The sequence below is a fragment of the Pseudomonas sp. Q11 genome (assembly GCF_024494355.1).
GTDB classification, from domain to species: domain Bacteria; phylum Pseudomonadota; class Gammaproteobacteria; order Pseudomonadales; family Pseudomonadaceae; genus Aquipseudomonas; species Aquipseudomonas hefeiensis.
Genome location: NZ_JAKNQY010000005.1, coordinates 126,283 through 143,579 on the forward strand (window position 1 = coordinate 126,283; position 17,297 = coordinate 143,579).

Sequence of the window (17,297 nt, forward strand, 5' to 3'; positions counted from 1 at the left end):
AATGTAGGTGCTGGCGCAGGCTGCGATCTTTTTTTTGCGGTTTAATAGGCGTTTGCTGACTGCCCCGAGACTTCCCCTTGACCCACCCCGTCCAACGCCGTTGGTACCCTCTGGTTTTTGCTATTGCCGCGCTGGTGCTGTTGCCCTTGAGCGTCTTGTTGCTGTCCTGGCAGAGCATCGACCAGCAAATCTGGTCCCACCTCTGGGATACCCAGATGCCACGCTTGTTGGGCAACACCCTGACGCTGATTGTCGGCGTGGGTGTCGGTGTAACGTTGTTGGGCGTCAGTCTTGCCTGGCTCACCAGCCTGTGTGAGTTCCCCGGCCGACGTTGGCTCGACTGGGCGTTGATGTTGCCGTTTGCGATTCCAGCCTACGTGTTGGCGTTTGTCTTCGTGGGTTTGCTGGACTTTGCCGGCCCGGTGCAGACATTGATGCGCGAATGGTTCGGCAGCGACCTGCGCCTGCCTCGGGTACGCTCTACCGGCGGCGTGATCCTGGTGTTGGTCCTGGTCTTTTACCCGTACGTTTATTTGCTGGCGCGAAGTGCGTTCCTGGCGCAAGGCAAAGGATTGATGGAAGCGGCCCGGGTGCTGGGGCAGTCGCCGTGGCAGGCGTTCTGGCGCGTGGCGCTGCCAGTGGCCCGACCGGCCATCGGTGCCGGCGTGGCGCTGGCATTGATGGAAACCCTGGCGGATTTCGGCGCGGTGTCGGTGTTCAACTTCGACACCTTCACCACGGCCATCTACAAGACCTGGTACGGCTTCTTCAGCCTCTCCAGCGCGGCGCAACTGGCCAGCCTGTTGTTGCTGGCGGTGATGCTGGTGCTTTACGGCGAACGCCGCGCCCGAGGCGCCCAGCGTGCCAGCAACGAGCGACCCCGAGTCAAGGCGCTTTATCACTTGCGCGGCCTCAAGGCTGTGGCGGCCAGCGGTTGGTGCGCCCTGGTGTTCGCCTGTGCATTCGTGATTCCGATGCTGCAATTGGTGGTGTGGTTCTGGCAACGTGGTCGGTTCGATCTGGACGAGCGTTATGCCGGACTGATCGTCCACACCCTCTATCTGGGTGGGCTGGCGGCGCTAGTCACTGTTTGCGTCGCCTTGCTGTTGGCTTTCGCCCGACGTCTGGCGCCGACCCGTCCCATTCGCGCCGGCGTCGGCCTGGCGAACCTGGGTTACGCCTTGCCCGGTTCGGTGCTGGCGGTGTCGATCATGCTTGCCTTCAGCTATCTGGACCGCGAAGTGGTCATCCCCCTGTCAACCTTGCTCGGCGGTGCCGGCAAACCGTTGCTGTTGGGCAGCCTGTCGGCTCTGCTGCTGGCCTATCTGGTGCGCTTTTTGGCTGTGGCCTACGGTCCATTGGAAAGCAGCCTGGCGCGAATCCGTCCTTCTTTGCCTGAAGCGGCACGCAGTCTCGGGGTCAGTGGGCCGCGACTGTTTTTCAAAGTGTATCTGCCATTGCTGTTGCCGGGCACCTTGAGTGCGGCGTTGCTGGTGTTCGTCGATGTGCTCAAGGAAATGCCCGCAACCCTGCTGATGCGCCCGTTCGGCTGGGACACGCTGGCGGTGCGAATCTTTGAAATGACCAGTGAAGGGGAGTGGGCCAGGGCCGCATTGCCGGCGCTGACCCTGGTGCTGGTGGGGTTGTTACCGGTCATCGGGTTGATACGACGTTCGGCCCATCGAAACAGCTAGGTGTCAGTCCTACATCATGCGGCTACAATGCGCGGCATTCGGTGCGGTCCGCCTGTCGGACCGGGCAACTGAGAGCGTCTGAAACGTTTTTTAAGCGTTCACGCTACACAGTGCTCGTCCGCACCTTCGCCAAGCCCGGAAGGAGACACCCATGGGACAGCGTACGCCTCTGTATGACCTTCATCTCGCCCTTGGCGCGAAGATGGTCGATTTTGGCGGTTGGGATATGCCTTTGCATTACGGCTCGCAGGTTGAGGAGCACCATCAGGTGCGTCGCGACTGCGGGGTGTTCGATGTATCCCATATGACCGTTATCGATGTCGCCGGTCCCCAAGCCAAGGCCTGGTTGCAGCGCTTGCTGGCCAATGATGTCGATCGCTTGCAGGACACAGGGCGTGCCTTGTACAGCACCATGCTGAACGAGCGCGGCGGCATCGTCGACGACATGATCATTTACCGTGTCGAGGACGGCTATCGGCTGGTCTTCAACGCCTCGACCCGCGATCAGGACCTGGCCTGGATGCAGGCACAGCTCGGTGAGTACGACGTGCAACTGGTTGAGCGTGCCGAACTGGCAATGCTCGCGATCCAGGGGCCCCAGGCGCGGCACAAGATTGCCGAACTGGTCTCGCAATCGCGCGGGCAACTGATCCAGCAACTCAAGCCTTTCGAAGGCCGTGCCGACGGTGACTGGTTCATCGCCCGTACCGGCTACACTGGCGAAGATGGCTTGGAGATCGTCCTGCCTGCCTACGAAGCCCCAAGTTTTTTCAACGATCTGGTGGGCGCCGGCATTTCTCCCATCGGCCTTGGTGCTCGCGATACCTTGCGCCTTGAGGCCGGTATGAACCTCTATGGCCAGGACATCCATCAGGACGTTTCTCCGCTGGCCTCGAACATGGCCTGGAGCATCGCCTGGGAACCGGCGAGCCGTCAGTTCATCGGGCGCAGTGCACTGGAAGCCGAGCTGGCTGGCGGTGTGCAGCAAAAACTGGTGGGCCTGGTGCTGGAAGAGCGCGGCGTTCTGCGGGCTCATCAGGTGGTCCGCATCGCCGATGTTGGCGAAGGAGAGATCACCAGTGGTAGTTTTTCTCCTACGCTTAGCAAGTCAATTGCCTTGGCACGCGTTCCGACGGCCACCGCCGATCGTGCCGAGGTGGAAATTCGTGGTAAGTGGTACCCGGTACGAGTGGTCCAGCCGACCTTCGTCCGCCATGGCAAAACCCTGATCTAACCTTTTGCGGCGGGCCGCTGGCCGCTGACACTTCTCTTGAGGACACTGACTATGAGCAATATCCCTGCCGAACTGCGTTTTGCCGATAGCCACGAGTGGGCGCGCCTGGAAGCTGACGGTACGGTCACCGTAGGCATCAGCGATCATGCGCAGGAAGCTCTGGGTGATGTGGTGTTTGTCGAACGGACCGAGGTCGGTAAGGTTTTTTCCGCAGGTGACCAGGCCGGTGTGGTGGAGTCGGTAAAAGCCGCTTCCGACATCTACTCGCCGATCAGTGGCGAAGTGATCGCAATCAACGAGGACTTGGACGGTTCACCGGAATTGCTGAACTCCGATCCCTACGGCGCATGGATTTTCAAGCTCAAGCCAAGCGACAAGGCCGAGCTGGACAAGCTGCTTGATGCGGCAGGTTACAAGTCCGCTATCGGCGAATAAGCAACAAACCTGTGGGAGCGAGCCTGCTCGCGATAGCTGTGGGTCAGTCAATATGGTTGCCACTGATCCACCGCTATCGCGAGCAGGCTCGCTCCCACAGGTTTCAGGTGCCTTGGAGATAATTGCCAGGCAAAAAAATGCCGCTCAATCGAGCGGCATTTTTCATCGGTCTGGAATCAGTCCTGGACGACGGCGTTTTTCGCCAGGATCGCATTGGCCAGTTCCATGTCGGTGGCTTGCAGGTCTGGGTTGTCGGCACGGACTTTCTGCATTGCCGCTTCCAGGTATGGACCACGGATACCGCCGTCGCTGGCAACGAAACTGCCGGCGTCATCCTGGGCGGCGACGATCAGCTTGTTATCCTTGAAAGTCAGGTAGGTGGAACCGGTGGTTGCACCGGACGAGATGACGTTACGCCAAAACGTGTCGGCCATTGCCGAGCCGACAGGGAGAGCAAGCAAGGCCAAGGTCGCGACAGCAAGTTTGAGACGCATGATAGGTGACTCCACTGGGTTAACTATGACTTTGGATAGCCAGCCCGTCGATTCAGTTCCATGACGTCTCAGTCTGCCCGTTCTACCAGCAGCACCGCGCCTTCCTGTGCCACCACCCTGACCCGCGTGCCAACGGGCGACTCGGGCCCCTTGGCCAGCCAGACACCGTCCGCCACCTTGATCTTGCCGCGTCCATCGATAATCGCCTCATGAATCTGAAAGACCTTGCCGATCAGTTCTTGCCCGCGCAGGTTCAGGAGCGGCTGATCGCTTTGGCGCACTGCGCTGCGCTGGCGTCGCCACCAGTACAGTGCTGTGGCGATGGCGAAAAGGCCGAACAACAGGAACTGCATTTCCCACGGCATCTGCGGCAGGATGAACGTGAGCACGCCGACCGCGGCGGCGGCCATGCCGATCCATAGCAGGTAGCCGCCGGCGCCAAATACTTCGAGGATCAGCAGGATGACGCCCAGCGCCAGCCAGTCCCAGTACGACAGTTGTTGCAGGAACGCCCACATATTTGCGCCTCAGGCTTTCTTGTTGTCGAAGGTGGCCCTGACGATCTCACCGATGCCACCAACCGCTCCGATAACCTGACTGGCTTCCAGCGGCATCAGGATCACTTTGCTGTTATTGGCCGATGCCAGGCGGCCCAGCGCATCAATGTATTTTTGCGCGACGAAGTAGTTCACGGCCTGGACGTTGCCGTCTGCGATTGCCTGGGATACCACCTGGGTGGCCAGCGCTTCGGCTTGCGCTTGGCGCTCGCGGGCCTCGGACTCCAGGAACGCGGCCTGGCGGCTGCCCTCGGCCTCAAGGATTTGCGCCTGCTTCTTGCCTTCGGCGGTGAGAATCGCCGACGCTCGCAAGCCCTCGGCTTCCAGGATTTGGGCGCGCTTGATGCGTTCGGCTTTCATCTGCCCCGACATGGCGGCCATCAGGTCGGCCGGTGGGCTGATGTCCTTGATCTCGATCCGGGTAATCTTGATACCCCACGGTGCTGTGGCTTCATCGACAGTGCGCAGCAATTTTTCATTGATACCGTCGCGCTGGCTCAGCATTGCGTCCAGCTCCATGGACCCCAGCACGGTACGGATATTGGTTTGCAGCAGATTGCGGATCGCGTGCTCGAGGTTGTTGACCTCGTAGGCAGCCTGGGCGGTATTGACTACCTGGAAGAAGCACACTGCGTCGATCTGTACCGTGGCGTTGTCGGCGGTAATGACTTCCTGAGGCGGGATGTCCAGTACGCTTTCCATGACATTGATCTTGCGCCCGATGCGATCCATCACTGGGATGATGATGTTCAAGCCGGGCTTGAGCGTGTTGGTGTAGCGGCCGAACCGCTCGACAGTCCATTGGTAGCCCTGGGGCACGACCTTGAACCCCATGAATAGAATGGCGACCACAAGGCCGATAAAAAGTAAAAGTACGCTACCGATCTGCATGACTGTTCCCTGTTCTGATTGAAAATGACTTGCGAGCCCTGAGTGTAAGGCAAGCGGCCATTATCCTCACTCTGTGGGAGCAAAGCTTGCTCGCGATGCAGGCGCCTCGCTTCCCCGGGAGACCGGGTCATTTTCATCGCGGGCCAGCCTTGCTCCCACAGCCTCTCGCCACAGCTACTTCTGCTCGCTCTGTGGCGTCACCCGCAGCACTTCCTCGACAGTGGTCAAGCCCGCCGCTACCTTTTGTGCCCCCGATAACCGCAAGCTGCGCATGCCTTCCTTGAACGCCTGACGACGCACGGCCAGCAGGTCGGTGTCGGGGTGAATCAAGCCTTTGACGCTGTCGGTCAATTGCATGATTTCGTAGACCCCGGCGCGGCCGCGATAGCCGGTGTCACGGCATTCCAGGCAGCCGACGGCCTGTTGGGCATTGCCTGGCAACGGGGCCTGCCAGGGGCGTGTCAGGGTTTGCCAATCGTCTTCATCCAGGGTCAAGGGGGCCTTGCAGTGCGGGCACAGCGTGCGTACCAGACGCTGGGCCATGACGCCGAGCACCGTGGCTTTGATCAGGTAATGGGGCACGCCTAGCTCCAGCAGACGGCTGATGGCGCTCGGCGCATCGTTGGTGTGCAGGGTCGAGAGGACGAGGTGCCCGGTGAGTGCCGCCTGGATTGCCATTTCGGCGGTTTCCAGATCGCGGATCTCACCGATCATGATGATGTCCGGGTCTTGTCGCATCAGCGCACGCACGCCTGCGGCGAAGGTCAGGTCGATGTTGTGTTGCACCTGCATCTGGTTGAAGGACGCCTCGACCATTTCAATCGGGTCCTCAATGGTGCAAAGGTTTACCTCCGGCGTCGCCAGCTTCTTGAGGGTGGTGTAGAGGGTGGTGGTCTTGCCCGAACCGGTGGGCCCGGTCACCAGGATGATGCCGTTGGGCTGACGGGTCATGTCTTGCCAGCGGCGCAGGTCATCGGGGGAGAAACCGAGCTGGTCGAAGTCCTTGAGCAGTACTTCCGGATCGAAGATCCGCATGACCATCTTCTCGCCAAACGCCGTGGGCAGCGTCGACAGGCGCAATTCCACTTCGCCACCGTCCGGGGTCTTGGTCTTGACCCGACCGTCCTGTGGCTTGCGCTTTTCCGCGACGTTCATCCGCCCCAGGCTTTTGAGGCGACTGATGATCGCCATCGTCACCTGCGGCGGGAACTGATAGACGGTGTGCAGCACCCCGTCGATGCGAAAGCGCACCGTACCCTGCTCGCGGCGCGGTTCGATGTGGATATCGCTGGCACGTTGCTGAAAGGCGTACTGGAACAGCCAGTCGACAATATTGACGATATGAGCGTCGTTGGCGTCTGGCTCCTGATCACTGGCGCCCAGGTTGAGCAGTTGTTCGAAATTGCTCAGGTTGCTCGGTTGCTGGTCCACCGTAGTGGCGCCGCTGACCGATTTGGCCAGGCGATAGAACTCCACGCTCAGGCGCTGGATATCCACCGGGTTGGCAACGACCCGCTGGATCGGCAGCTTGAGCACATGGGTCAGGTCTGCTTCCCAGCTGCTGACGTAAGGCTGGGCGCTGGCCACGGTGACCGCCTCGCGGTCCACAGCCACCGCGAGAATCTTGTGGCGCTGGGCAAAGGCGTAGGACATCAGCGGCGTGATCGCCGCCACGTTGATTTTCAGTGGGTCGATGCGCAGGTAGGGCTGGCCGGCCTGCTGCGACAGCCAGAGGGTCAGGCTTTCCAGGTCCAGGCGCTTGCCGGGGCGGCTGAGATCGTCCAGGTGCTGGTTGGCGATGAACTCCAGTGGGTGCAGCTGGGCGCTGGCGCTATGGCGCCGGCGCGCATTGAGTGCGCTTTCGGCGCAGTCCTGGCTGATGAAACCTTGGGCGACCAATTGGCGCAGCAGATCATTGAGGTCCAGCCAGCGGTCCTGAGTGGCGTGTTTGGTGGACATGCGGGTTCCTATTGGACAATTGCAGCAAAGCCGCGATACAGACGCTTCGGCGTCCTCGCTCGGTCTGCAAAAGAATAGTCCTGACCCTATGGACCGTTGGGCCACTACCCGACCAATGCGTTTCGAATTCTTGCCGTCAAACCTTCAGCCTGCCACCTGGGCCGACTCAAGGCGCGCACTGTCAGCGTCTTGCAGGTCGACGGAACACACGCTGATCAGGTTACGTAATTTTTCAGCGAGCACTTGGGCACGGTGCCAGCTCAACCCCTCCATGAGGATCTCCATCGACAGCAATTCGTCGTGGCGTTCGACGTGGACCTGCCGGGGTGTCAGGCCCTGCAAGGCAAACAGATTCAGCGCCCGGCACAGCAGATCCGGTTCAGCTTCGGCCAGCAGGTGGTAGTGCGCGCGACAATGGCCGTTATGGGCGTGCCAGACATCGGCGCGGGTGGGGGTGACAGCTTCGAGAGGGGGCATGGACAGTCTCCGGGGATATGGAGAAATGTTTACATGCGCGAAGGGGTATTTCTTATCTAATATGGATGATTGTCCCGATCTGATGAATCATATGATTCTTGATTCAGTCCATAAGAGGTTTATTTATGCAAGGGGAGCTGGATGGCTACGACCGCAGGATCCTGGCGCTGCTGCAAGAGGATGCTTCGCTGTCCAGCGCACAGATCGCCGAACAGGTGGGCCTGTCCCAATCACCCTGCTGGCGGCGGATTCAACGGATGAAGGAGGAGGGGATTATTCGCGGTCAGGTGACCTTGCTCGATCGCAAGAAAATCGGCCTCAACACGCAGATATTCGCCGAAATCAAACTCAACGCCCACGGACGTTCGAACTTCACCGAGTTCACCGAAGCCATTCGCGGCTTCCCCGAGGTGCTGGAATGCTACGTGTTGATGGGGTCGGTGGATTTCCTGCTGCGCATCGTCACGGCGGACATCGAGGCATATGAGCGATTCTTTTTCGAAAAGCTGTCGATGGTGCCGGGGATCCAGGAAGTGAACTCGATTGTGGCGCTGTCGGAGATCAAATCGACGACGAGTTTGCCGGTGGTGCGCTGAGCTTATTTTTGCGGTGTTTGTGCTGGCCCCCATCGCGAGCAGGCTCGCTCCCACATGGGATCTCTGTTCGCCAAAGATCCATTGTGGGAGCGAGCCTGCTCGCGATGGCGATGTTACAGGCGCAGCAAAGTCTTCCAGGCCCGATTCTGATAAACCGCGATCGCCTGTTGCTTGCGCGCCTCCAGGGCCTCGTCGGTAATCGGTTCGTTGGCCAGTTGCGCCAGTTTGTTCAGCTCACCGTAGAGGCGGTCCATTTCCGGGATTTCCAGTACATGGCGAGCGTGGTGCAGCCAGGCCTGGATGCGTTCGATGCGCGGCAACTGTTCGGCCAGGTCTTCCGGCTGTTGCTGATAGCGTTGCAGTTGCAGCGACGACGACTCCTCACCCAGCAGGCGCGGCAGCCAGCTACCCAGTTGGGCCGCGCCCTGGCGATTGCCGCGGGTGTTGCGCTCGGCGGCCCAACTGCGGGCCAGCAGCCAGCGTGAGGTGTTGAGGGAGAACAGGCCCCAACGCGGGTCTTGCAACTCTTCAAGAAACTGCTCTGGCGCGGCCTTGCGCACGTCTTCGTCATCCAGGCCGGCCTGGAGCAGCGGGCGCCAGTCTTCCAGCAATGCGTCCAGGGCAACGCGCAAGTCATGCGTCGATTGGCGTGGTGCGGCCTGGCCGAGGCTGCTGAGCAGGGCGCGCAGTTCGGCGAGGTTTTCCACCCAGTCCTGCAACAGGCGCCAGTGGCCGTTAAAACGATACTGTTCGGCCAGACGCTGGCTGCTGCCCAGCAAATGCCAGCTCAGTGCGGCAAAGGCATCATCGAGTGGCGTTTCGGCGGTCAATTGTGGTGCCGGCAGGCTCAGGGCATAGCTGCTCGCATCATGCAGGCGATAGCCACGCTCGGCCTTGCTGATATCACACGGCATCAAGGGCAGGGTCGCGGCCAGCTCGGCGGCCAGTTCCAGCAGGGCGGCGGGTTCGCCTTCGCGCAATTCCAGCTCCAGCTCGCAGATTTCTTCCTTCTGCTTGCCGACCACGACGTGGCCCAGGTCCAGCGCGGCTTCGATGACCACTTTGCTTTTGCCGCGGCCCCAGGCGATTTCCGCGCGTTCACGAACGAAATCAGTGGTGAAGATGGCCTTTAGGGTTTTCTTGTCCAGCTCGGCCAGCGCCTCTGGCCAGCATTCGCCGTCGAGTTTCTTCAGGTCGAGCTTGGCTTTGGGCAGGTGCCAGTCGTACTCGTTGCGCTCGGACAGGCCGGCGATGCTCTGGCCGCGAGTCTTGAGGGTCTGGATCACCTCTTCGCCATCGCGACGCAGGCGCAGGGCGACCTTGGCCCGGGCCAGGTCACGCTCTGGCGTGTCGAAGTACTGGTTCATCAGTTCGTGGCGTTCCCAGCCGCTTTTGTTGCGCTTCTTGAGCAATGGGTGCTCGCGCAGGGCTGCCAGGGTCTCGCGGCTGACGCGGAGTTTGATTTCGGTTTCTTTCTGCATGGCCGGAAAATCCAGGAATCGGTGCGCAGCCGGGGGAAGGTGTGGCTGCCAAGGTCGTGCAGTGTACAGGACTCATCCGTCCTACGCGCCGCGGCGGTTTATGGGAGTGTCCTGTCTCACCAATACTGTTCCTTTTTGGTGAGACAGGACACTCGCGCAAGATGGTTCTATGATGGACATCAATTTGTAAGTCCGGAGCCAGCGATGCCTTTGCCCACCCTGAAAGATCAGTTCGCTGCCCTGATCGCCGCGCCTTCGGTCAGTTGTACCCAGCCCGGGCTGGACCAGTCCAACAGTGCTGTGATCGAACTGCTGGCGGGCTGGCTCGGTGACTTAGGGTTCTCCTGCGATATCCAGCAGGTCAGCCCGGGAAAATTCAACCTGCTGGCCAGTTTCGGCAGCGGTCCCGGAGGCCTGGTGTTGGCCGGGCACAGCGACACGGTGCCGTTCGACGGCGGGTTGTGGCAGACCGACCCGCTGAAGCTCACCGAGGTCGATGGTCGTTGGGTTGGCCTGGGCAGTTGCGACATGAAGGGTTTTTTCGCCCTGGCCATCGAAGCGGTCAAGCCCTTGCTGGAGCAGCCGTTCAAGCAGCCGTTGCTGATCCTCGCCACGTGCGACGAAGAAAGCTCCATGGCCGGCGCCCGGGCGTTGGCCGATGCCGGGCGGCCATTGGGGCGTGCGGCGGTGATCGGCGAGCCGACCGGCCTCAAGCCGATCCGGATGCACAAAGGCATCATGATGGAGCGCATCGACATCCTCGGGCGCAGCGGTCATTCCTCCGATCCGAGCCTGGGCCACAGCGCCCTCGAAGCCATGCACGACGCCATGGGCGAGTTACGTGGCCTGCGCCTGCAATGGCAGCGCGAATATCGTAACCCGCAGTTCACCGTGCCACAGCCAACCCTGAATTTCGGCTGCATCCACGGCGGCGACAACCCTAATCGGATTTGCGGCCAGTGCTCCATGGAGTTCGACCTGCGGCCATTGCCTGGCATGGACCCGAACGTGTTGCGAGCGGCCATCCAACAGAAGCTCAATCCCATCGCCGAGCGCCATAAAGTCAAGATCGACTACGCTCCGCTGTTCCCCGAAGTGCCCCCCTTCGAGCAGGCCGAAGACTGCGAACTGGTGCGTGTGGCCGAGCGACTCACCGGCCATCGTGCCGAAGCAGTGGCGTTCGGCACCGAAGCGCCTTATCTTCAGCATCTTGGCTGTGAAACCCTGGTGCTCGGCCCCGGCGACATCGCCTGCGCCCATCAACCGGGCGAGTACCTTGAAATGTCACGTTTGCAACCTACCGTGCAGCTATTGCGGCAACTGATCGAACATTACTGCCTGGCACCGGCCACGGCCGGCTAAATTTCCCGCATCCGGGCCCGTATTCATGAGGAGAGCGCGCGTGTCGCCAAGCCTGTTCCGACGATAACCATCAGCCCGCTGTGCGTTCCGTTTCGTCTTTTTTCGGCTGCTATTTATTACAGGCCCAGGTTCATGCCCGAATACGTCAATTGGCTTCGTCACGCTTCGCCCTACATCAACGCCCACCGTGATTGCACCTTCATCGTCATGCTGCCCGGCGATGGGGTCGAACACCCTAATTTCGGCAACATCGTCCATGACCTGGTGTTGCTGCACAGCCTTGGCGTGCGCCTGGTGCTGGTTCATGGTTCGCGCCCACAGATCGAAACCCGTCTCGCCGCGCGGGGCCTGACGCCGCATTACCACCACGGTATGCGCATCACCGACGCAGCAACCCTGGAATGCGTGATCGACGCTGTCGGCCAGTTGCGCATAGCCATTGAGGCGCGCCTGTCGATGGACATGGCGTCCTCGCCGATGCAGGGTTCGCGCCTGCGGGTCGCCAGCGGCAACCTGGTGACGGCGCGGCCCATCGGCGTACTTGAAGGCGTGGATTATCACCACACCGGCGAAGTCCGTCGGGTCGATCGTAAGGGCATCAATCGCCTGCTGGACGAACGCTCCATCGTGCTGTTGTCACCGTTGGGCTATTCGCCGACCGGGGAGATTTTCAACCTCGCCTGCGAAGACGTCGCCACCCGGGCGGCCATCGACCTGGCCGCCGACAAGCTGCTGCTGTTTGGTGCCGAGCAGGGGCTGATCGGCGAAGACGGTCGTTTGGTGCGCGAGTTGCGCCCGCAACAGGTTCCGGCTCACATGCAACGGCTGGGCAGCGACTATCAGGCCGAGCTACTGGATGCAGCGGCCCAGGCCTGTCGCGGCGGTGTGGCTCGCAGTCATATCGTCAGCTACGTCGAAGACGGTGCGTTGCTGGCCGAACTGTTTACCCGCGATGGCAGCGGTACGCTGGTGGCCCAGGAACAATTTGAGGTGGTGCGCGAAGCGGCCATCGAAGATGTTGGCGGTTTGCTCGACCTGATCAGTCCGCTGGAAGAACAGGGGGTTCTGGTGCGTCGCTCCCGCGAAGTACTGGAGCGCGAGATTGAACAGTTCAGCGTGGTCGAACGCGAAGGCATGATCATCGCCTGCGCGGCGCTGTACCAGATCGCCGACTCGGATGCCGGGGAACTGGCGTGTCTGGCGGTCAATCCGGAATACCGCCATGGCGGTCGTGGCGATGAACTGCTGGAGCGGATCGAAAACCGGGCTCGGACCAAAGGGCTCAAGACGCTGTTCGTACTCACCACCCGTACGGCCCACTGGTTCCGCGAGCGTGGCTTTGAACCCAGCAGTGTCGAGCGCCTGCCAGCGGCGCGGGCATCGCTGTACAACTATCAGCGTAATTCGAAAATCTTCGAAAAAGCCCTGTAGCCGCCATGCCTGGGTGAGCCGTACATCGGATTGAACCGCGTAGCGGCGACCTTCTTGATTCCAGACAATGACCCATCAGGCTGGAATCTATCAAGATCGTAGCTACGCTGTTTTGTCCATGAGTGCTGCATTTCAGGACTTGGGAGCCAGCCGCGTTTCCCCGGATCGCTACAGTGCAAAACCTCTATCAATAAAAAACATTCAGTAATCCCCCAGACTGGCCGATATGCCATGTCACGGCTGGATGACGCTTTGATGGCGGTTATATTTCCAGATGAGCTGAAAACTTATGAAACAATTCTTTTTAGATTTATAAACAAACCATTATTCTGCGGGCCGGTGTCGCGGGGTTAGACCATAGTCGTAGTCACAAATGGTTACGATTGACTTGCCAGTCACGTCTGGCACTAATCAAGCATCCGCGGACTCCGGGCGTTCGGTCCGGAACCAAAGACACACAAGAATTAGAAAACGAAAGGAGCGAAGCATGAACAAGTCCACCTTGGCCCTGGCCGTGGCTGTCGGGGTTTTGGCGCAGCAGGCAGGCGCCGCTGGTTTTATCGAGGACAGCAAGGCGTCTGTCAGTTCTCGTACGATGTATTTCAATAACGATAACCGTGAAGGCGGTGCCGACCAGCGTGAGACAGCCACCGGTCTGAAGTTCGACTACAAGTCCGGCTTCACCCAAGGGGTCGTGGGTTTTGGTATCGATGCCCAGGCGCTGGTAGGTATCCATCTGGATGGCGGCAGAGGTCATCACCCGGATAACAACTCCTTTGTTCCAAGCGACACCGATGGTTCGGCTGTGCATAACTGGAGTCGTCTGTCGGGTAATGTGAAAGCGCTCTTCTCGAAGACCGAGGCTCACGTAGGTGGTGCACTGGCACCTAACCTGCCGATCCTGATCGCCAACGATGCTCGTCTGCTGCCACAGACCTTTGAAGGTGGCACTATCACCTCCAAGGAAATTGACGGGGTGACTTTCAATGCCGGTCAGTTGGAGCACGCCACAGGTCGTGCGTCGAGCAACAGCACCGGTCTGGCAGTGGCTGGCGGTACCGAGGAAAGCAACCAGTTCCGTTATGCTGGTGCCGACTGGAAGGTCACAAAAGACCTGACCTTCCAGTACTACTACGCCAACCTGCAAGACTATTACAAGCAGCACTTCCTGGGTGCGGTACACGTTTTTCCGATCAGCGAAAACCAATCGTTCAAGACTGACCTGCGTTACTTCGACAGCAGCTCGGATGGCCGTAACGGTGATGCCGGCTATCGGTTCAGCAACAACGGTGGTTATGCCAAGAACCCCGGTGAGGTCGATAACAAGACCTGGAGCGCCATGTTCACCTACACCCTGGGTGGCAGTGCCTTCCTGTTGGGTCATCAGCAAATCGGTGATGACGGTGGTTTTGTCTACATGAACCAAGGCAGTCTGGCTAATGAAGGGGCCGGTGGTGCGAGCTTCTACCTCTTCACCGACAGCATGATCCACCAGTTCGTTCGCGCAGGTGAGAACACGACCTTCGGTCAGTACTCCTACGACTTCGCTTCGCTGGGTGCTCCGGGTCTGAAAGCCTCGATTTCTTACCTCCATGGTGACGACATCAAATCCGCCACGGGCGGCAGCGACTCCTCCGAATGGGAACGCGACTTGCGCCTGGACTACGTCGTCCAACAAGGCCCTCTGAAAGGGTTCGGCACTACCCTGCGTCACGGCACCTACCGTGGCAGCAGCACTGGTATCGCCGATCAGGATCAGACTCGCGTGATCTTCAACTACACTTACAACTTCATGTAAGACGTAGCGAAGTAAAAAAGCCCCGCCCGGGCAACACACCGGGCGGGGCTTTTTGCGTTTTTGGGTCAGCGCTATGGCGCGGACTGGGTGGCGTCTTTACGCAGGATGAACGCGCTGAACGCCAGGAAATCACCCAGGTGCTGGGTAATGATTGCAACCATGATTGGCAGTTGCAGAGCTTGATAGTCATGCACGGCGATGTTCCTAAAACCCACCATGTTCTTCAGATTTTTCACCAAACCTTCTTCCACCCAGCCATTTTGGAAAAGCAACTCGAACACATCCCGGGAGCTTTGCGGGACACCCAATCGCTCACGTCGAATCAGATGCTGTCCCATGTCCAGTGCCGCTTCACACGCACGCTGGATATTCAGGACTGCCGAATCCTGGCGAGTGAAATCGGTGGTAAATGTAGCGGGATCCTTCTCGTATTCCTCCCGTACCCTCGAGACGCAACGCTCGATGCTCGCAGCTTTGTTGATCAGTACGTCATCGGCCATACACGATGCCTTCTTTCTGAATATCCTTGAGCAGGTCTGCCCGAGCCTCGTCGAGAGCGGTCTTTTCGCTGAGAATAAAACATTCGAACAACCCCGCCTGTACGTCTCTGGCCCAGAGTCTCTGGCCTCGGGTCACGATCTGGTATTGCATGACGGTAGTTGCCGCACGCAGGTCAATCAAGTCCACCGGACTGCCCGCGATATCCGCCAAATCACCTGAAAGCTGCCATAACGACACAGGGTCGACCTCGCCGGACAAGAGCACCGCCATATCGACATCACTGTCCGGTCCTGCGGTCCCCTGCGCATGGCTACCGAACAGGTATACCGCGAGTAAATCAGGCAAATGGTTTTGCAGATGAGTCAACAAGGCTTGAGTGTTCATGCTGCCTATCCTAGCCGCTCGCCCAGACAGCGGGTCAATAATTTACTCACCGGGAGCGCAAAAAAAGCCGATAAAAAAATCGAAAAAAAGCCCCGCCCGGCAACACGCCGGGCGAGGCTTTTTGCATTTTCGAGTTGGGCCCACCCCTGTAGCCTTCCTCGAACCTTCTCTTCTTTCAGCAAATCGAGGCCTTCTCGAACCTCAGGGCAATCCTGGCTCCGATGGCGATCCGGCGCCAGTGAACAGTTATTTAATATTTGAAAACGTTATAAACAAATCGACATTCGGTCTTTCTAAGCCCATTCAAACGCAGGCACAGTGGGCTCCCCAAGCACGCCATCAGGAGCTGCACATGAGCCTCAGACTGGGCGACATCGCCCCCGACTTCGAACAGGATTCCAGCACCGGCAAGATCCGCTTCCACCAATGGCTCGGCGATAGCTGGGGCGTGTTGTTTTCCCACCCGGCGGACTTCACCCCGGTCTGCACCACTGAGCTGGGCTTGACCGCCAACCTCAAGGGTGAATTCGACAAGCGTGGCGTCAAGGCCATCGCCCTCTCGGTAGACCCGGTGGACTCGCATCACAAATGGATCGAGGACATCAACGAAACCCAGAACGCGGTGGTCAATTTCCCGATTCTGGCTGACGCTGATCGTAAAGTCTCGGACCTGTATGACCTGATCCACCCCAACGCCAGCGACACCCTGACCGTGCGTTCTCTGTTCGTGATCGATCCGAACAAGAAGATTCGCCTGACCATCACCTATCCGGCCAGCACCGGGCGCAATTTCAACGAGATCCTGCGGGTGATCGATTCGTTGCAATTGACCGACAACTACAAGGTGGCGACACCGGCCAACTGGCAGGATGGCGATGAAGTGGTAATCGTGCCGTCGCTCAAGGATGAGGAAGAACTCAAGCAGCGTTTTCCCAAGGGTTACCGCGCCGTGAAGCCATACCTGCGCCTCACCCCGCAGCCCAATCGCTGAGGAAAACGCAAAACCTGTGGGAGCGAGCCTGCTCGCGATAGTGGTCTATCAGTCGACATCGTCACTGGCAGATCCGACGCCATCGCGAGCAGGCTCGCTCCCACAGGAGGGCTCTGTGCGTCAAGAAATCGGGTCGTTTAGAAGGCTTTTTTAAGGTGGGCGAGCGGGTTTTGCGCGACCCACAACAAAAGGATATGAGCCTTGTCGCCGCCGCTATGAGTGCCCATCGCATGAAGCGTTGAGGTCGCGTCAGACGCTCTCACGCTTGGGCAAATACGGCGGCAAATACAACCCTAGGTAAGCATCGAACACCCGCATGCCTTCTTCGGCCATGCGCGGGGTGATCAGGCCGTGTTGTTGCACCGAGCGGGCGTAGACGCGGTCGCCCAGTTCCATGGCCAGGGCGAACACATCAACGTCATTGGGCAATGTCGGCAGCTCGAAATGGCGAGCGAAGAGTTTGTGCAACAATTCGCCGAGTTCGAGATCGTGCTGACGGTCGGCCTGGATGACTTCGGTCAGGCCATGTTGGGCCAGGATCAGTTGGCGGGCGGCGGCGTCCTCGCTGTAGATGGCGAGCATGCGTTGCTCCACCAGCCGCGACAGGTCGTGCCAGTGGTTCAGTCGGTGATGATCGATCGGCACTTGCAGGCAGGCGCGAAAGGCGGCGTGGACGTCGGCGGTCAGCCCTTGAAGCAGAGCCGGGACGCTGGCGAAGAAGTGATACACCGAGGAGGGCGGGATGCTGGCGCGCTCGGCGACGCTGTAGATCGACAGGCTGGCCACGCCTTCGGCAGCAAGCAGCGTGCGGGCGGCATCGAGAATCGAGTCGATCCGGGCCTGGCTGCGGGCGCGAGGCTTGCGAGGGGTGGCGGTGCGCGTCATGGGTGTCTCCTGCGGGGCTGCCGGGCATTGTACGAGCCGGCTTCTGTGTTGTCTGCCAAGCCGTCATCGCGAGCAGGCTCGCTCCCACACGGAACTGCAGCGAACACGCAGATGTAGTCGGCAGAGG

At 59.8% G+C, this 17,297-nt stretch carries 17 protein-coding genes; 8 read left to right on the forward strand and 9 right to left on the reverse strand.

Translation table 11 applies throughout. The annotated features are described in order from the left end of the window. Positions 1-77: 77 nt before the first annotated feature. The 3 genes from MA884_RS07760 (at position 78) to gcvH (ending at position 3,363) form a co-directional block, all read left to right on the forward strand. The gene (locus MA884_RS07760; protein ID WP_256229877.1) at positions 78-1,694 is read left to right on the forward strand and encodes an iron ABC transporter permease; all 1,617 of its coding nucleotides are present in this window, start codon (positions 78-80) and stop codon (positions 1,692-1,694) included. A 151-nt stretch (positions 1,695-1,845) separates the two neighbouring features. Then, positions 1,846-2,928: a glycine cleavage system aminomethyltransferase GcvT gene (gene gcvT, locus MA884_RS07765; RefSeq protein ID WP_256229878.1), complete on the forward strand. Its 1,083-nt coding sequence runs from the start codon at positions 1,846-1,848 to the stop codon at positions 2,926-2,928. A 51-nt stretch (positions 2,929-2,979) separates the two neighbouring features. After that, complete coding sequence (gene gcvH, locus MA884_RS07770) at positions 2,980-3,363, forward strand: glycine cleavage system protein GcvH (protein WP_256229879.1); 384 nt, start codon at positions 2,980-2,982, stop codon at positions 3,361-3,363. 176 nt (positions 3,364-3,539) lie between these two features. On the opposite strand, the gene MA884_RS07775 is transcribed toward gcvH, so the two are convergent. The 5 genes from MA884_RS07775 to MA884_RS07795 all read right to left on the reverse strand — a co-directional run bounded on the left by MA884_RS07775 (position 3,540) and on the right by MA884_RS07795 (position 7,741). Continuing rightward, positions 3,540-3,860, reverse strand: coding sequence for a DUF2388 domain-containing protein (locus MA884_RS07775; RefSeq protein ID WP_256230016.1), 321 nt, complete (start codon positions 3,858-3,860; stop codon positions 3,540-3,542). Between the two features lie 65 nt (positions 3,861-3,925). Then, positions 3,926-4,375: an NfeD family protein gene (locus MA884_RS07780; RefSeq protein WP_256229880.1), complete on the reverse strand. Its 450-nt coding sequence runs from the start codon at positions 4,373-4,375 to the stop codon at positions 3,926-3,928. Positions 4,376-4,384: 9 nt separating this feature from the next. Continuing rightward, a complete protein-coding gene (locus MA884_RS07785) occupies positions 4,385-5,305 on the reverse strand; it encodes an SPFH domain-containing protein (protein WP_256229881.1) in 921 nt (306 codons plus the stop codon). 174 nt (positions 5,306-5,479) lie between these two features. Next, positions 5,480-7,264 carry a GspE/PulE family protein gene (locus MA884_RS07790; protein WP_256229882.1) on the reverse strand — a complete coding sequence of 595 codons (1,785 nt, stop codon included), beginning with the start codon at positions 7,262-7,264 and terminating at the stop codon, positions 5,480-5,482. Between the two features lie 144 nt (positions 7,265-7,408). Further along, a complete protein-coding gene (locus MA884_RS07795; RefSeq protein WP_256229883.1) occupies positions 7,409-7,741 on the reverse strand; it encodes a hypothetical protein in 333 nt (110 codons plus the stop codon). A gap of 125 nt (positions 7,742-7,866) precedes the next feature. Between MA884_RS07795 and MA884_RS07800 the strand changes: the two genes are divergently transcribed. Then, positions 7,867-8,337, forward strand: a complete 471-nt coding sequence (locus MA884_RS07800) for an Lrp/AsnC family transcriptional regulator (protein ID WP_256229884.1) — start codon at positions 7,867-7,869, stop codon at positions 8,335-8,337. Positions 8,338-8,450: 113 nt separating this feature from the next. Here the strand turns inward: MA884_RS07800 and MA884_RS07805 are convergent, their stop codons facing one another. Next, on the reverse strand, positions 8,451-9,818 hold the full coding sequence (locus MA884_RS07805) for an inorganic triphosphatase (protein WP_256229885.1): 1,368 nt from the start codon (positions 9,816-9,818) through the stop codon (positions 8,451-8,453). A gap of 204 nt (positions 9,819-10,022) precedes the next feature. Between MA884_RS07805 and argE the strand changes: the two genes are divergently transcribed. The 3 genes from argE (at position 10,023) to MA884_RS07820 (ending at position 14,409) form a co-directional block, all read left to right on the forward strand. Then, entirely contained in the window at positions 10,023-11,180 is a 1,158-nt protein-coding gene (gene argE, locus MA884_RS07810; RefSeq protein WP_256229889.1) for an acetylornithine deacetylase, read from the forward strand. A gap of 132 nt (positions 11,181-11,312) precedes the next feature. Continuing rightward, entirely contained in the window at positions 11,313-12,611 is a 1,299-nt protein-coding gene (gene argA / locus MA884_RS07815) for an amino-acid N-acetyltransferase (RefSeq protein WP_256229890.1), read from the forward strand. Positions 12,612-13,098: 487 nt separating this feature from the next. Beyond that, positions 13,099-14,409 carry an OprD family porin gene (locus MA884_RS07820; protein ID WP_256229891.1) on the forward strand — a complete coding sequence of 437 codons (1,311 nt, stop codon included), beginning with the start codon at positions 13,099-13,101 and terminating at the stop codon, positions 14,407-14,409. Positions 14,410-14,480: 71 nt separating this feature from the next. Here MA884_RS07820 and MA884_RS07825 read toward each other — a convergent pair whose 3' ends face one another. Continuing rightward, on the reverse strand, positions 14,481-14,909 hold the full coding sequence (locus tag MA884_RS07825; protein WP_256229892.1) for a DUF86 domain-containing protein: 429 nt from the start codon (positions 14,907-14,909) through the stop codon (positions 14,481-14,483). Further along, positions 14,899-15,294 carry a nucleotidyltransferase domain-containing protein gene (locus tag MA884_RS07830; RefSeq protein WP_256229893.1) on the reverse strand — a complete coding sequence of 132 codons (396 nt, stop codon included), beginning with the start codon at positions 15,292-15,294 and terminating at the stop codon, positions 14,899-14,901. Before MA884_RS07830 ends, MA884_RS07825 begins: the two co-directional genes overlap by 11 nt. Before the next feature lie 352 nt (positions 15,295-15,646). Here MA884_RS07830 and MA884_RS07835 point away from each other — a divergent pair, with 352 nt between their 5' ends. Then, positions 15,647-16,285 (forward strand): peroxiredoxin, encoded by a 639-nt coding sequence (locus MA884_RS07835; RefSeq protein ID WP_256229894.1) that lies wholly within the window; start codon positions 15,647-15,649, stop codon positions 16,283-16,285. Positions 16,286-16,534: 249 nt separating this feature from the next. Here the strand turns inward: MA884_RS07835 and MA884_RS07840 are convergent, their stop codons facing one another. Then, a complete protein-coding gene (locus MA884_RS07840) occupies positions 16,535-17,170 on the reverse strand; it encodes a TetR/AcrR family transcriptional regulator (protein WP_256229895.1) in 636 nt (211 codons plus the stop codon). Between the last annotated feature and the right edge of the window lie 127 nt (positions 17,171-17,297).

What these genes read in the sequence shown, in the direction of transcription:
- gcvT (WP_256229878.1), top strand. Translation starts at nt 1,846, where the DNA reads ATGGGACAGCGTACGCCTCTGTATGACCTTCATCTCGCCCTTGGCGCG.
- gcvH (WP_256229879.1), top strand. Translation starts at nt 2,980, where the DNA reads ATGAGCAATATCCCTGCCGAACTGCGTTTTGCCGATAGCCACGAGTGG.
- MA884_RS07780 (WP_256229880.1), bottom strand. Translation starts at nt 4,375, where the DNA reads ATGTGGGCGTTCCTGCAACAACTGTCGTACTGGGACTGGCTGGCGCTG.
- MA884_RS07785 (WP_256229881.1), bottom strand. Translation starts at nt 5,305, where the DNA reads ATGCAGATCGGTAGCGTACTTTTACTTTTTATCGGCCTTGTGGTCGCC.
- MA884_RS07790 (WP_256229882.1), bottom strand. Translation starts at nt 7,264, where the DNA reads ATGTCCACCAAACACGCCACTCAGGACCGCTGGCTGGACCTCAATGAT.
- MA884_RS07795 (WP_256229883.1), bottom strand. Translation starts at nt 7,741, where the DNA reads ATGCCCCCTCTCGAAGCTGTCACCCCCACCCGCGCCGATGTCTGGCAC.
- MA884_RS07800 (WP_256229884.1), top strand. Translation starts at nt 7,867, where the DNA reads ATGCAAGGGGAGCTGGATGGCTACGACCGCAGGATCCTGGCGCTGCTG.
- MA884_RS07805 (WP_256229885.1), bottom strand. Translation starts at nt 9,818, where the DNA reads ATGCAGAAAGAAACCGAAATCAAACTCCGCGTCAGCCGCGAGACCCTG.
- argE (WP_256229889.1), top strand. Translation starts at nt 10,023, where the DNA reads ATGCCTTTGCCCACCCTGAAAGATCAGTTCGCTGCCCTGATCGCCGCG.
- argA (WP_256229890.1), top strand. Translation starts at nt 11,313, where the DNA reads ATGCCCGAATACGTCAATTGGCTTCGTCACGCTTCGCCCTACATCAAC.
- MA884_RS07820 (WP_256229891.1), top strand. Translation starts at nt 13,099, where the DNA reads ATGAACAAGTCCACCTTGGCCCTGGCCGTGGCTGTCGGGGTTTTGGCG.
- MA884_RS07825 (WP_256229892.1), bottom strand. Translation starts at nt 14,909, where the DNA reads ATGGCCGATGACGTACTGATCAACAAAGCTGCGAGCATCGAGCGTTGC.
- MA884_RS07830 (WP_256229893.1), bottom strand. Translation starts at nt 15,294, where the DNA reads ATGAACACTCAAGCCTTGTTGACTCATCTGCAAAACCATTTGCCTGAT.
- MA884_RS07835 (WP_256229894.1), top strand. Translation starts at nt 15,647, where the DNA reads ATGAGCCTCAGACTGGGCGACATCGCCCCCGACTTCGAACAGGATTCC.
- MA884_RS07840 (WP_256229895.1), bottom strand. Translation starts at nt 17,170, where the DNA reads ATGACGCGCACCGCCACCCCTCGCAAGCCTCGCGCCCGCAGCCAGGCC.